Source organism: Shewanella scandinavica (assembly GCF_031932065.1).
Lineage (GTDB): Bacteria > Pseudomonadota > Gammaproteobacteria > Enterobacterales > Shewanellaceae > Shewanella > Shewanella baltica.
The window spans coordinates 1-15,009 of sequence record NZ_JAUOES010000047.1 but is presented as its reverse complement, the minus strand read 5'-3'; the positions used below and the strand labels follow the sequence as shown (position 1 = coordinate 15,009).

Annotated in this window: 11 protein-coding genes; 7 read left to right on the top strand and 4 right to left on the bottom strand. The window is 47.6% G+C overall.

What is annotated here, in order from left to right; translation table 11 throughout:
- Nucleotides 1–541 precede the first annotated feature (541 nt).
- From Q4Q50_RS21880 to Q4Q50_RS21870, 3 genes are all read left to right on the top strand, one after another.
- The gene (locus Q4Q50_RS21880; protein WP_259504448.1) at nt 542–1,399 is read left to right on the top strand and encodes a pirin family protein; all 858 of its coding nucleotides are present in this window, start codon (nt 542–544) and stop codon (nt 1,397–1,399) included.
- 332 nt (nt 1,400–1,731) lie between these two features.
- A complete protein-coding gene (gene dbpA / locus Q4Q50_RS21875) occupies nt 1,732–3,108 on the top strand; it encodes an ATP-dependent RNA helicase DbpA (RefSeq protein WP_011919916.1) in 1,377 nt (458 codons plus the stop codon).
- Between the two features lie 307 nt (nt 3,109–3,415).
- Nucleotides 3,416–4,192 carry a hypothetical protein gene (locus Q4Q50_RS21870; RefSeq protein WP_311901122.1) on the top strand — a complete coding sequence of 259 codons (777 nt, stop codon included), beginning with the start codon at nt 3,416–3,418 and terminating at the stop codon, nt 4,190–4,192.
- A gap of 222 nt (nt 4,193–4,414) precedes the next feature.
- On the opposite strand, the gene Q4Q50_RS21865 is transcribed toward Q4Q50_RS21870, so the two are convergent.
- On the bottom strand, nt 4,415–5,959 hold the full coding sequence (locus Q4Q50_RS21865; RefSeq protein ID WP_311901121.1) for a DEAD/DEAH box helicase: 1,545 nt from the start codon (nt 5,957–5,959) through the stop codon (nt 4,415–4,417).
- Between the two features lie 583 nt (nt 5,960–6,542).
- On the opposite strand from Q4Q50_RS21865, the gene Q4Q50_RS21860 reads away from it, so the two are divergent.
- From Q4Q50_RS21860 to cyaB, 4 genes are all read left to right on the top strand, one after another.
- Entirely contained in the window at nt 6,543–7,589 is a 1,047-nt protein-coding gene (locus Q4Q50_RS21860) for a DUF3626 domain-containing protein (RefSeq protein WP_311901119.1), read from the top strand.
- A 332-nt stretch (nt 7,590–7,921) separates the two neighbouring features.
- Entirely contained in the window at nt 7,922–9,874 is a 1,953-nt protein-coding gene (gene cydD, locus Q4Q50_RS21855) for a heme ABC transporter permease/ATP-binding protein CydD (RefSeq protein WP_311901117.1), read from the top strand.
- Nucleotides 9,871–11,622 (top strand): heme ABC transporter ATP-binding protein/permease CydC, encoded by a 1,752-nt coding sequence (gene cydC, locus Q4Q50_RS21850; protein WP_311901116.1) that lies wholly within the window; start codon nt 9,871–9,873, stop codon nt 11,620–11,622. The genes cydD and cydC overlap by 4 nt, the downstream gene beginning before the upstream one ends.
- Nucleotides 11,623–11,715: 93 nt before the next feature.
- Entirely contained in the window at nt 11,716–12,303 is a 588-nt protein-coding gene (cyaB, locus tag Q4Q50_RS21845; RefSeq protein ID WP_311901114.1) for a class IV adenylate cyclase, read from the top strand.
- Between the two features lie 350 nt (nt 12,304–12,653).
- Here cyaB and Q4Q50_RS21840 read toward each other — a convergent pair whose 3' ends face one another.
- The 3 genes from Q4Q50_RS21840 to Q4Q50_RS21830 all read right to left on the bottom strand — a co-directional run bounded on the left by Q4Q50_RS21840 (nt 12,654) and on the right by Q4Q50_RS21830 (nt 14,913).
- Nucleotides 12,654–12,830, bottom strand: a complete 177-nt coding sequence (locus Q4Q50_RS21840; RefSeq protein ID WP_063883827.1) for a helix-turn-helix domain-containing protein — start codon at nt 12,828–12,830, stop codon at nt 12,654–12,656.
- A gap of 93 nt (nt 12,831–12,923) precedes the next feature.
- Nucleotides 12,924–13,667 (bottom strand): DUF599 domain-containing protein, encoded by a 744-nt coding sequence (locus tag Q4Q50_RS21835; protein WP_311901113.1) that lies wholly within the window; start codon nt 13,665–13,667, stop codon nt 12,924–12,926.
- A gap of 631 nt (nt 13,668–14,298) precedes the next feature.
- A complete protein-coding gene (locus tag Q4Q50_RS21830) occupies nt 14,299–14,913 on the bottom strand; it encodes a hypothetical protein (RefSeq protein WP_311889678.1) in 615 nt (204 codons plus the stop codon).
- Between the last annotated feature and the right edge of the window lie 96 nt (nt 14,914–15,009).

Genomic DNA, 15,009 nt, shown 5'->3' with positions numbered 1-15,009 from the left:
GGGTTATCCAGCAAAGTGGCGCGCTGGGGGGGTATCGCTGGGGACCAACCAAGAAGCTGATGGTACAAACCTGGGAAAAAATGCGTGAGGACCCGGTTGTGCTATAACAATGCCATGCAATCGACGCTCGTACCTCGCTCGGCTGATGGCGAGCGTTACCCATAGAAATTTTAATCCGAAACTCACTAACTCGAGCTAAAAATCTAACTCGGAGATGACCAAAAGTGTGTTGCGTATGTCTTTTAAATCTACAGGTTACGCTAAAGCCAAAACGGTGAGCTAGGGTGATTAGCGAGACGACCGTCCGCCCCATGGACGGACTGTCTGTGAGTCGACGAGTAAATGCCATGGCAAACCTGTGTGAGTGGATATCAACTGCCTACCGTTCTATTTTATCGAATGTTTAGACCGTGATTTCGCGTTATTCTTTTGTAAATTTCCTTGTTATTCTGCCTCCATCAGCAAAGCGTTTGCGTCTTGTGTTAGCCACATGATTTTGGCGTTTCACGTACCGCTTTGCTCAACCGATAGGAGAGCAGCAATGAAAGTATTAAGTCAGTTTTCCGCCAAAGCCGCGATGGATGGCGATGGTGTCAATATTCGCCGTGTCGCCGATTTTGTGACGACTAAATTTGATCCTTTCTTGATGATCGACGAAATAAAATCCGATGATGAACAAGACTTTATCGGTGGCTTCCCCGCACATCCCCATCGCGGAATGGAGACCTTTACTTATATTCGTAAGGGCGGTTTTGAGCACCGTGACCAAATGGGCAATGTGAAGGCGATTCGTGCCGGCGATGTGCAGTGGATGAGTACCGGGTTCGGGGTAGTGCACTCTGAAATGCCACTTGCCGATGCTGTCGATGGTCTGCATGGGTTCCAAATTTGGGTCAACATGCCCGCCAAAGACAAGCTGCGTCCAGCGAAGTATCAAGATACTGCGGGTAGCGCTAGCGTTGAAGCGACCAATAACACGGGCGCTAGCTTAAAAGCCTTAGCGGGTGATTGGGGCTTTAAAGATCAACCACTGATTAGTGCGGCCATCCAAGGATTAGCGGGCGAAGCTGCCATTGCTGATTTGAGCCTAGCGCCAAACGCTGAGGCCACGCTTGATTTGTCTCAACACGAGTTTGTCGCCTTGTACTTGTACCAAGGTGACTTAAGCAAGGGTGAAGATTCACAGTGGTCATATCATCAGGGCGAATTTTTAGTGCTCGATAGCCAAAGTGTGCTTAAGCTTAAAGCCGATGAGCGCGGCGCAGGGATGTTACTGTTTGCGGGTAAACCTATCCGTGAAAAAATCGTCCAGATGGGTCCCTTTGTGATGAACACCCAAGCGGAAATTCAGCAGGCGATTCGCGATTATCAAGAAGGGCGTTTCGGCCAAATCGCGTAATTTGTTAAATCAGCCGCGCTGAGCGAATTCTAAACCCAAACCTAAATCTAAGTTAGCCCTAAGCCCTGTATTCCTACAGGGCTTTTTGTTGCTGTTCACGCCAGCTATGTCTATTGATTAAGGACTTGAGGCAAAAGCTGCGCTTTGTTGCTACAATAGCCGTGCTTTTGGGTTGAGCGAGCATAGCGCTTTATTCTTAACTCAAGCTAGCCAGAATCTTGATAGACCAGTTTAATCGATAAGTAACGCAATTTCAGTAACCTAGCAGCCGCTTCGTTACCCACCACAGGATATTCACCTTGAGCAACTCTGATACTAAGCCTAATCCATCAATGGCTTTTTCGACTCTTAAGCTAAAACCCGAACTGCTTGAGAACCTTTCTTCTATGGGCTACAACGAGATGACGCCAATTCAGGCGCAAAGTTTGCCACCCATTTTAGCGGGGCAGGATGTGATAGGTCAGGGTAAAACTGGCTCGGGTAAAACGGCCGCCTTCGGCTTAGGATTACTGAACAAGTTAGACGTTAAACGCTTTCGCATTCAAACCTTAGTGTTATGCCCAACCCGTGAGTTGGCCGACCAAGTGGCACAGGAAATCCGCACCCTTGCCCGTGGTATTCATAACGTTAAAGTACTGACACTTTGCGGCGGCGTGCCTATGGGGCCACAGGTTGGCTCGCTGGAACACGGCGCGCACATTATTGTGGGTACACCTGGCCGTATCGTCGATCACTTAGATCGCAATCGCCTAGATTTAAGTAATCTCAACATGTTAGTGCTCGATGAAGCTGATCGCATGTTAGAAATGGGCTTTCAACCCGCCCTCGATGCGATTATCGAACAAGCGCCACGTGAGCGTCAGACGTTGCTATTTAGCGCGACGTTCCCTGAGCAAATTCAATCGATTGCTAAGCAAATCATGTATGACCCAAGCATGGTTAAAGTTGAAGGTAATCACGACAGCTTGAGCATCGCCCAACATTTTTATCATTTAGACGATGACAAGGCGCGTATGCAAGCGCTGCAATTATTGTTGTTAGAGCATAAGCCTGAAAGCGCTGTGGTGTTCTGTAATACTAAACGCGAAACCCAAAAAGTGGCCGATGAGCTCGAAGGTTTAGGCTTTAGCGTATTGGCTTTGCACGGTGATTTAGAGCAAAGAGACAGGGACGAAACCCTGCTGCAATTTGCTAATAAGAGTGCCTGTGTCTTAGTGGCAACCGACGTTGCCGCCCGTGGTTTAGATATCGATGCGCTGGATGCCGTGTTTAACTATCACGTTGCCTACGACACTGAAGTCCACATTCACCGTATCGGTCGTACTGGCCGTGCGGGCAGTAAAGGCGCCGCTTATACCTTCTATAACGACCAAGACGGTTACAAGATTGCCTTGTTAGAAGAGTATTTAGAGCGCGAAATTACCAGCGAATCACTGCCATCTGAAAGCCTGCTCGGCAACACGCCTGCAGCGCCAACCATGATCACTTTGCAGATCGATGGCGGTAAGAAGGAGAAACTGCGTCCAGGGGATATCTTAGGCGCGCTGACGGGCGAAAACGGTATCGAAGGCTCACAGGTGGGTAAAATCCAAGTGACCGATTACCGCGCCTATGTGGCCGTTAATCGTAAGGTTGCCAAGAAAGCGCTGAACAAGCTAACTGGCGGCCGCATTAAAGGTAAATCTTACCGCGCTTGGCCAATGAAGTAAGCTTGGCTTAGCTTGAGTTGAATCGTACCTCGATTTAATTCACTTCACTTTTAAAGGGAATAAACTCAGGTTTATTCCCTTTTTTGTTGGGTGTGATTAATGCAATAACTGAGTCTTTTTGTTTTGTAAATGCTAATTAAGGTGGGCAGTTAAGTAACACTTTGTATTTGTCTGCTGAATTGATATGCCCCTCAGCTTGCCTGTGATAGAAGTGATTCAGGGTAAAAATAAATGAGCAGATTAACGACTTTGTCAGGTGATAAGGCCTGCATCGGTTTGGAGTATTTATGTTTCGATAGGCAAAAAATTGTGGATCCAGTTGCAAGAGAAATCCTTTACGCCGAGGTTTAACGTGCCTCAGTATTTGCTCGATGCTCCGATTTATCAAGGCGGCGTGTTGAAGCAAAGCATGTTGAGTGCACCAGAGCGTGATCCCAATAAACCTGTGACGGATGACGAATACGGCTGGTCTGCCAAAATGTGGGAGCCTGCAGTACGTGCGCGTTATCAACAATTGGTGCGCCAGCTAGGCCAAGAGTTTGATGGGAAAATCACTGGTATTAACTTTAGTGAAAGCTCAATTGAAGTGGGGACTGAAAACGCCGACGGAACAACCACCTTCCCCAGTGATTTTAATCCTAAAGACTATATCGATGCGATTGGCGAAAACATGCAGGTATTAGCTGGGTCATTTCAGCATTCAACCGCTATGGTGTATTTGAACTTTTTGCCAGACGAATGGCTGCCATGGAATGACAAAGGCTATATGCGAGGCTTATTTGCGCAAGCCAAAGCGCTCAATATGGGCGTAGGTGGCCCAGATTTAATGCCATATCGTAAAGGCCATATGGGACAGAGTTACGCCTTTATTAAAGAATATCCAGCGGCATTGGTGAAAGGCATGGCGGTGCAAGACGGTAATTTGCGGCAGATTAATCCCAAGACAGGTAAAAAGAATACTGTGCCTGATCTGCTGGATTTTGCACAAAACTACCTAGGGCTAGACTACATTTTTTGGGTTGAAGATGAACCCTATTTTACGGATGAAGTCCTGCAGCAGTTGCCAGATATTAAGGCAAATTAACTTAGGTTGCTGTTTTAAGCTATTGTTTAGGCTGTTGTTTAAAGCGGCGATTGTTCAAGCGAGTTATTGGTCAATGTGTGGATAATGAGCTAAACGTATTGTGCAGCTTGTTGACTATATAAACAAAGACAAACAAAAACGCCCAATTCCATACGGAGTTGGGCGTTTCTTTTTAGGGCTTAATGCGGCTAAATCGCCAAGCGAGTTCGCTCAGTGGGTGCATTAATCCTGTGAATGTCTTGGACGACTCGCGCCGTTATTTGGGCGACGGGTGTTTTTCTTTGGGCCATTGGCGTAAGGGTTCTCACCCGCTTGGCCACGATTTTCGCCAGAACCTGAACGGCTTTCACTTGGACGACTAGCGCCTGCGCTATTGGCACGGCCATCGTTTGAACGTGGCGGACGAGGTTTGGCATCACTGCGGGGGGCGCTACTGGCTTCACCGCTGTGTCTTGGGTTCTTGTCGTTTGGCTTGTGGCCGCGCGCGACGTCACCGCTGCGTTGACCGTCTTTATGCTCGGCGCTTCTTGGGGCACCATCGCGTGAGCTAGGTTGGTTTGAGCTGCGGGTATTTCTACGGCTTGGTACTGATTTACCGCTGCTTTTTCCGCCGCCACCTAAACGTGACTCAGGCAATACATGGTTAAAGCCTTCAACCATTTCTCGGTCTAATACGCGATTGATCAAACGCTCGATATCGTTCAGCAGTTTGATTTCTTCGTTGCTCACCAGTGACACGGCTTGACCCGATGCACCAGCGCGGCCAGTACGGCCGATACGATGCACATAATCTTCAGGCACGTTCGGTAAGTCGAAGTTAACCACTTGTGGCAATTGGTCAATGTCCAAACCACGTGCAGCGATATCGGTTGCAACCAGTACGCGAGCTTGACCATTTTTAAAGTCGGCCAAGGCTTTAGTTCGTGCTGTTTGGCTCTTGTTACCGTGGATAGCGGCGGCTTTAATGCCCGCATCTTCAAGGCTTTTCGCCAGACGGTTAGCGCCATGTTTAGTGCGCGAGAATACCAGCACTTGTTGCCAATCGTTTTGCTTGAAGAGTTGGATCAACAGTGCCGATTTCTGGCTCTTATCGACTGGGCAAACCCATTGTTTTACTGTGGTCGCCGCCGCGTTACGTGGCGTAACCGAAATTTCGACCGGATTATTCACTAAGCCTTTTGCCAGTTCACGAATTTCATCGGAGAAGGTGGCTGAGAACATCAGGTTTTGGCGTTGCTTAGGTAAAATGGCCAGGATCTTACGGATGTCGCGGATAAAGCCCATGTCGAGCATGCGATCGGCTTCATCTAATACTAAGATTTCAAGCTGGCTGAATTTCACCGCTTTTTGATTGTACAAATCCATCAATCGACCTGGTGTGGCGACTAATACGTCGACACCGTGGCGCAATTTCGCGATTTGTGGATTGATAGGCACGCCACCAAATATCACCGCTGAGCGCAGTGGTAAATTTTTACCATAGGTTTCAACACTTTCTGCAACCTGAGCCGCCAATTCGCGTGTTGGAGTTAACACTAATGCGCGCACTTGGCCTGCTTGGGCACGGTTACCTTTACTCAGGAGTTCGAGCATAGGTAGGGTGAAACCTGCTGTTTTACCTGTTCCTGTTTGGGCGGCCGCCATCACATCTTTGCCTTGAAGCACAGCTGGAATTGCTTGAGCTTGGATTGGCGAAGGTGTGTCGTAGCCTTGTTCGGCAACGGCTTTAAGTATCGGGGCCGATAAGCCCAGGGAGGTAAAACTCATAGATTGGTCTCTTGTGGCAACGCTTTGCTGCATTTATGGTCAATAGCCAGGTCTGCTGGCGGGCGTGCAGCTTACAGGATCGGGGCCCTAAGTGCCATCGAATAAAGACTTTTGCATAGGGTTTCATTCATATTGGCACATAAATCGCTTGTCAGCGGCTTTCACTCGGTCTCGCTTATCTTTTAGGCGCAAGTTTCCTCAGCCGAATTTGAGCTTATTGAGAGCGAATCTGCGTCCTACGAAGTGCCGTTTTGTACTGGTAGAGGCTTTGTGGGCACACTTTTACTGTTATTTTGGGGTGCGGTTGAGCCTAATGGATTCTCCAAATGTACAGTATGGCTATCAGGCTGATTCAATCAGCGAAACAAGCCGGTTTAAAGTTAACTTGTCGGCACTTTTTATCTAAAAGTTAGAGTGAGTTAGCGGTAGATCACGCTAGATAAATTTGAGTGGTATAAACTCAAGGCGATAGGAGTAGAATTCATCAATATCTATTCTCTGCATGCTTGCGATTACTCTCGTGTTTATTTTAGGATGAGCTAACGCGGGAAACGGTTAAACGCCTCTCATCTATAGGTGGATTATGACAGCGATACAGCATATTGAACGCCTTGCTCGAGGTCGCAGTGAACAGGCCGTCGCTGTGATTAAAAATGTGCAGCAGATGTCGAACATTCCCATGCATGAGATGCAACTCGCCCTCAAACAATTGCTCAACTGCGGCCGAATTGCGCTGCATTTTCACCCCGATAGAATCGACAGCCGTGGTATGACAGTGGCCGAAGGTTTGCTGCGCGATGGTCAATACCGCAGTCAGTTTGAGACCCATATTTCCAACGGTCAGTTATCCCCTGAATTAGGTGGCCCAAGGGATCACTGGGAAAATCAGCTGTTTGGTGATGTATACAAGGGCACTAAATCTCGGCCTAAATATGGCGCACTCGATCTGGGCATGTGGCAGGACGGCCCCGCGCCACGTTTTGGTAGCTGCTATTTGCTGACCCACGCCAGTGTGATGGCACGTTCAACCTTTTGTTATCTCGACTCGTACCGCAATCCGAAAGAGAAGGGCACGCTATCATGCTTTGATGATGTGTTAGCGGCGCTGCTGACCGAGAGTTTTGAGCGTCACTATGCCTTAGGCAAATCCGACTTTAAGCCGTTGAATGTGACTCATTATTTGGGGCATCAGCTCAATGCTTCCTTGCTGTCACGTTTTGAGCGGCCGTTATCGAATAATCTTGACCATTATATCGAGGCGCAGATCCATGGCGATGTTTCCCTCGATGAAGATATCGCCATGCTGGTGGCCGATCCAAGTTTTAAAGGCACTGATATTGGCGCCAGCTTAAGCAAGATTTGCGACAGATATGATATCGAGCTGCAATATCATGATGGTTTTAGCCTACATACGGCGCAGATCCCAAGCGATTTTCGCGGGCCGACTATGCCATCGCTCGCTAATCGTATCGCCATAGAAGACAGAGTCGATGCGTATGCGATAGGTGTGGCCGCGCGGGATTTATATCATTCACCCCAGCATTGGCGCGAACGCGGTAACCGTGCCCAAGTCGCCCACGAACTTAAGTTGCTCTGGCATGTGTTAGTGAAATACGGCTCAGTGCAGTAAGTCTTTAATATAAACAACGAGCTAACTTATGGTTAGCTCGCATTTGTTTAAATACTGACTACTGCGATTCACTGATCAGGGTTAAATACTTTAAGTTTCCCCAAACAGGCTAGTACTAGGGAAAGTTCCGTTAACTCAGGGATTTGTTTATCTTTAGCTCGTTTTTGTGAGTCTGCTAGCAAAAGTCTGTAATAGGGTTTCATCTGCTTTAGATGCCTGCGATACTGCGTCCCTATCGGAACTTTTTAGCCGTTGCAAGCCCCCTTAAACTGAGTGTTATCGATAGCCGATCCCCGCTACGAGTCGCTTAATTGTTTTCTTGTTGGAGCACCATGGATAAGTCGTTAGAAAAATCCCTTCTTGTTTGGCTTAAAGCCCAGAAAAAAGCCTGTGGTTTGTTCCTTAAATTGTCGTTATGGCTTGGGATGATAAGTGCCGTCGCTATGGTGGCACAGGCTTATATTATCGCGACGATTCTCGATGGCGTGATCATGGGGCAGCAAGTCGTACCGCTAACTGACAATGCCCAAATGGTCAGTTCCAGCGTGAGTATTGATACTTATACTCCTCATTTGATTGCGTTAATCGCCTTGATGTTACTGCGCGCCTTGCTGGCTTATGGTCGTGAACGCGCCAGTTTTGAGGCGGGTAAGCGTCTACGTGGTCATATTCGCGCGGCAGTGATGGATAAGTTGACTAAGCTAGGTCCGGCGTTTATTAAAGGTAAACCCGCAGGCAGTTGGGCCAGTATAGTGTTAGAGCAAGTCGAAGATTTACAAGACTTTTATGCCAGATACCTCCCACAAATCAGCCTTGCTGGTTTTATTCCCGTACTCATCTTAGCGGCGGTTTTCCCGATTAACTGGGCGGCAGGATTAATTCTGTTACTCACAGCGCCGTTAATCCCTATGTTTATGATCTTAGTTGGCATGGGCGCTGCCGATGCCAATCGCAAAAATTTCAGTGCGCTTGCAAGATTAAGCGGCCACTTTATGGATAGATTAAAAGGCTTAAGCACCTTGAAACTCTTCCACCGTGGTGATGCTGAGCTAAAGGTAATCGCCACTGCTTCGGAAGAGTTCCGTAGTCGCACTATGTCGGTACTGCGCATGGCTTTTTTAAGCTCGGCGGTATTAGAGTTTTTTGCGGCGGTTTCGATTGCTGTGCTGGCGGTTTATTTTGGTTTCAGTTACTTAGGTCACTTAGATTTTGGCTACTATGGCGCGCATGCCAATATCAGCTCAAGTACGGATCCTCAAATAGTCGGTATTCCATTTAGCCTGTTTACTGGGCTGTTTATTCTGATTTTAGCCCCTGAGTTTTATCAACCGCTGCGGGATATGGGCACTCATTACCACGCTAAGGCGCAGGCCGTCGGCGCCGCGGAAGCCTTGATTACCTTGCTCGAACATCCCGAACCTGAGTTTGTCGGCCAAGTGCGTATCAATAGCATAGAAACGCTGAGTGCTGATCATCTTGAAGTGTTTAGTGTTGATGGCACGCGTTTACTTGGCCCGCTGAGTTTTGAATTAAAAGACAATCAACGTTTAGCCTTAGTTGGCCCAAGCGGTGCGGGGAAAACCAGTTTACTCAACGCCTTATTGGGATTTTTACCTTACAAGGGCCATTTGCTGATCAATGGCCATGAGTTATCCGCATTAGATTTAGCCCATTGGCGCCAGCATTTAGCTTGGCTGGGCCAAGAACCGCAGTTATTCCACGGTACTGTGCGGGATAACGTAGCTTTAGCCGACCCCACTCTGCCCGACGATACGCTGTGGCACTTACTGGCTGAGGCCAATATCAGCGACTTCGTTAAGGCGCAGCCACTGGGATTAGAGGCGCCAGTCGGTGAGCAATCCTCCGGTTTATCTGTTGGTCAAGCTCAACGTATTGCCTTAGCAAGGGCGCTTGGGCAAAAGGCGAGTTTGTTTGTCCTCGATGAGCCTACGGCCAGTTTAGATAGTCAGAGTGAGCAGGCGGTGAGTTCTGCGTTAAATCGGGCCATGGCGGGTAAGATGTGTATTATGGTAACCCATAGATTAGATCAGTTAGATCAAATGGATACTATTCTTGTGCTCGATAAAGGCTTGATAGTACAGCGGGGCGACTTTACCACTTTGTCTAACACGCACGGCTTATTCCAAACCTTGCTGCGTGAGAATATTGAGTCCGTGGCGGATATTGAACTTGTACCTTTACCGACCAGCGCCAGTGATACGCCGCTTGACTGTGATACTCCACTCGACAGTGCCGCCGAGCCCACTAAAGGAGAGGCCCAATGAAAGTGCTAATCCCCTTTATTCGATTGTTCTCGCGCCAATGGCTGATGATGTCCGTGGGCTTGCTGCTGACCATTATTACTTTAATGGCTGGCATAGGTTTACTGTCACTTTCGGGCTGGTTTCTTTCCGCTACTGCGGTCGCGGGTTTGACGATAATCACGGCGCAGTCCTTTAACTTTTTCACTCCTGCGGGCGGCGTGCGTTTCTTATCCATTGCCCGTACTGCCAGTCGCTATGGCGAGCGTTTAGCGACCCATGAGGCGACCTTTAAGCTGCTGACAGAGCTTCGCGTTTGGGCGTGGCGTAAACTCTTGCCGCTCAGTGCTAAAAATCTGCAGGGGCTACGCCGTGGCGACATGCTTAATCGCTTAGTTGCCGATATCGATACCCTAGATCATCTATATCTGCGACTGCTCACGCCTATGGCGGCATCACTGCTGATGACTGGGCTCTTGTATCTATTTCTCGCATGGTTCGATGCCAAACTTGCCCTCAGTCTTTGCCTGTTTTTAGTCGCCATTTGGCTGGTGATGCCACTGTTATTTTATCGCCTTGGACACGCGCCGAGCCGAACTATGCTCGAAACCAAGCGCCATTATCGGGTGCAATTATTGGATATGTTGCAAGGCCAAGCCGAACTCAGCCTATTTGGCGCCAACGACAGATTCAGACAAAAACTGAATGATGCGCAAACAGAGCTGTTTCGCAGTCAAAGTGCGATGGCCAATATCACAGCGCTCAGCCAAGCCATATTGATCCTCTCCACTGGTTCAGCCTTGATCATGATGCTGTATTTAGCCGCTCAAGGTGTGGGTGATGCGGTGCCGCCGGGCCCCATGTTTGCGCTTATGGTGTTTGCCACTATGGCCTGCGTTGAGATGATGATGCCGATTGCGGGCGCGTTTCAGCATTTGTCTGGCTGCGTATTGGCGGCGACACGGATTAATGAAATCACTGAACAAGAGGCCGATATTCAATTTGTCGCCGATACTGGCCTGAGGGCAAAATCTGGCGCCTTACAGATTGAAGATATCCACTTTGGTTATCGAGACGATCAACACGTGCTGCAAGGTTTGTCCCTTGAGATAAAAGCGGGGCAAAAAGTCGCGTTACTTGGGCCAACGGGTTGCGGTAAGTCGAGCTTACTGGCGCTGATTACCCGCGAATGGCAAGCCCAGCAAGGGCACATCAAGCTCGATGGTCTTCCTCTTTCAGATTACAGCGAGCGCGGCCTTAGGGATGCGATAACTGTGATTAGCCAACGCATCTATTTGTTTGCGGGCACCTTGCGGGAAAATTTAGTATTAGCGCTACCTGTTATCGAAGGCGAGAAACGCACGGCCCACGACGCACGCTTGATTGATGTGTTACAGCGGGTTGGACTTGGCGCTTTACTCACGGGAGATAAACCGCTGGATAGGTGGATAGGTGAAGGTGGACGTCAGCTTTCGGGCGGCGAGCAGCGCCGAATTGGTGTTGCAAGAGCGCTGCTGCGTGATGCGCCGCTGCTATTGCTCGATGAACCGACTGAAGGGCTTGATAAGCGTACCGAGCGGGAGATTTTAAGTTTACTGTTTGAATTTGCTAAGGATAAAACCTTGCTGATGATTAGCCATCGTTTAACTGCTATGGCGAAGATGGATCACATTCATCTACTCGGTCAGGGTAAGATTATTGCGTCTGGCACTCACCAGAGCTTAATTGAAGACAGTGCAGAGTATCAGGCCCTATACCAAAGACTCGCTTAAGCCAGCTGTATTCAAGGCGTTAATGCTCAAACCTTTGATGCTCAATATGATGAATAGCGATATATTTTACCCATTAAAAGCGGATATAAATCGATGAACCCTGCGATGCCAGAAGCATTAGCCCCACAAATCAATGCCCATTTTAATGGTAAGTTTGAAGTCGAGCTTAAATATCGCTTATTGGATCACCACGCTTTTTTCGCTGCCTTGCAGATGAGAAATCCTGAGATCATGCTCGAAGATAACCTTGAGCATGACTGTTACTTTGATCTGCCATCACAATCACTTAAAGGCGAACACAAGAGCTTGTGTATCCGTGAGATGCAGCCATCGGGGATTATGCTGTGGATAGTGAAAGGGCCGGAGAAAGACCGCTGTGAAGCCGTTAATATCACAGAAGCGACCAAGGCAAAGAGTATGTTGTATACCTTAGGTTATGAGTGCGTACTGGAAATTAAAAAGCGCCGCAGTATCTATTTCCTCGGTGAATTTCATCTAACAATCGATCATCTCGAAGGCTTAGGGGATTTTGCCGAGCTTGCGATTATGACCAATGATGAGACCTTGTTGCCTAAGTATGACGTTCAATTGCAGCAACTCGCTGCCGATTTGGGCTTAAGTGAAACGCAGCGGGAGAGGTTATCCTATCGACAGTTGCAACAGGCTTTAAATGATCTGTGATGATTCAATCTTGTTGGATTAAAAGCTTGAGGTTTAATGGCTTAACGTTTAATAGCTTAAAGTTTAGCGGTGTAAGTTTAATGGCCGGATGCTAAATCCGGCTAAGCAATCCCTCGCAACAAACCGCTATGGCTTAGTTCAAATCCCTTTGAGCGTCACTGTCCATATCGCATTCACTGTTTGTTTTTAACTCGCTATCGACGACTTAAACTTAAGCCTTGTATTTAAACTGAAGCATCGCATTTACATTCAAGCCACTTTCACAAACTTAAACTTAAACTCAAAATCAAAATCAAACGATTTAAGCAGCGGTTACCCCGCTTTATTTGCCGTTAGTTGCCTAATGGGTTTTAGCCTAAGCGTTGTGAAAAGGCGAGATAGCGTTTCACTTCCGCTTCAGGGAATTTTAATTCGTCACCTTCTTGAACACTCGAGAGTAAATTCTCCCGAGCGAAACGTTTGATGGTTGCAGGTGTTTTATCTAACATTTTGCACACTTCATCTAAGGTTAATAAGTTATCGCTCATAGCACTCTCCCAGTATTTCAATAGAAACATAACCCAAAGAGTATAGAACAATAATTTCAACCCAGATGACGCCTGCAACCTAAACCGCTAAGGTTATGACTCTATTTTGTGGTTACGAGCCGCTTCCCGGACTTGATTCTCTATTTGCAGATGGCCTTTTGCCGCTGTAATAGCTTGAACCGCGCGGGATTTAAATTCGCGGCGATATAAGGTCGCGACCACAAATAAGCTCGCCGAAATAAACAGTATCGGGTGCACAAACCAGCACAATACCGCCATCGAAAAGTAATAGGCGCGTAAGCCATAGTTATAAGAGTGCGCCGCTTGATCTTGTACCGTCGCCATCTGCCTTGCGTAGGCTTTTAGATTGTCGTTCGAGCCATCGCTGTCTAAAGGACCCGCGCCTATCATCACGTTCACAAAACCGTATTGGCGCATCGACCAAGTAAACTGGAAGAAGGCCATCACAAAAATACCGACTAACAGTGCGAGTTTGACTTGCACCAACGCATGATTCGGTGGCGTTGCGCAGGGAATCGTCGCAATCACACTTTCTAGTCGCTCAACTTGTGCAAATAAGGTCAGCACACCCGCGAGCACAAACAGGGTTGTCGAGGCAAAAAAGGCAATATTGCGTTCTAAGTTGGCCAGCAGCGCCGCATCACCCACGCGCACGCCGCGGGTCATCACCTCAAGCATCCAGTAAATTCTATGCTTATGCAGACCACGGGCAATACAGTCGGTATCTTTCGCCTTACGCCTGGCAAAGGCGGTATAGCCAGCCCAAGAAACGATAAACCACACCAATGCAGAAATATCTAACAACGAAAATGTCATAGCTACCTTGAGAAAGTGACCTTGAGAAAGTAAAAAAATCGGTTGATTGAATGGCGATTATGAAGGTTTTTATCTCCTAGGCGCAATCCCCTGGTATCACTTTGAAATCCATCCTATTCACAATTTGAAGCCGCTCACATTGGTTTGAAGCCTCTTGCTTGGTGAGACTCAGTTTTGAGGAAAATTCTTGTAAGGTAAGTGAGTTAGAAAAGTGCGTTGGGGTTATACCTCGGAGTGGGGGACTTGGGCATTAAGTGTCTTTATGCCATTGCTTTAGATGCTTGGCCCTGACCGTAGATGCCCCATCTTTAGCTTGCGGCCTTTCGGCCGAGATGAATCAAAGTCGCGGGGTTTCACCCCACACCCGACCAAGAGGGGAGCAACAGCAATTCCCTCTTGGATCTCCTTTGTCGCCCCCAACGGAGTTGAAAACCCCTTGGGCATTAAGCGTTCTAATGTTATCGCGTCAGACGCTCGTCCCTGATTCGACTGACGCTATCTCTGCATCCATGCCTCGCTCACGCAACGAACGCAAATGCCCTGCGGCAACTCCGAGGGGGAGGTGAACTTCTGTCGCAACTGTACGAGCTATTAATCCCCAAAGATCTGTACCTGTCCTGTCTTTTGGAGCTTACCGACCTCTGAACTTTCGTAGATTTTTTTTGAAGTCTAGTTTCAAATTCAGAATGTTACGCTCGACATGGCATAGAGCTTTATGCCTTACTTCCCCATCTTGTTCATATGCATTAGCTATATCACTAATAATTTCATGAACTTTTGTGTCAAAGTTACTATATGTGAATTCGAAATATTGAATTTCTTCTGTTAAAAGTAAAGATTGTACAAAATCAACACCTATGCGATATCGTTCTTCCGATTCCCAAAAGAGCTCAAGACTTTCACTTCTTGCAAGTTCATGATCCTTATAATGGCAAGGTGTTTTCGCAGGGAAATGTTCATCTTTGTAAACCCCCCAATACTTTTCTATAGCGCCTATACAATCGAATCCTATCACTTCAAGCTCTTTGAAAGCTTTGAAACGTTCAGCGTGGCTGAACTGATGCATCCAAGTGTGTAGCGCTGCGCTAGCAATAATTGCAGTTAGTAAAGTACCTATACCAGCGATAATACCAAAAACTTTGTAAAGAGCATCTAGAGTCATCGAGCCAGCATTAATGTTGATACCGACAATCATCCCTATGAAAAGCAATGCAAAACAACAAAACCAAATTACTCTATCATTCACGTATTAATTCCTACTTATTCCAGGTGACGTTGCTTGCTAGCGCCCGCATTTGCGGCTGGTTTGGAGCGCAGCGAAAAACTAGTCCGACAAAATGCG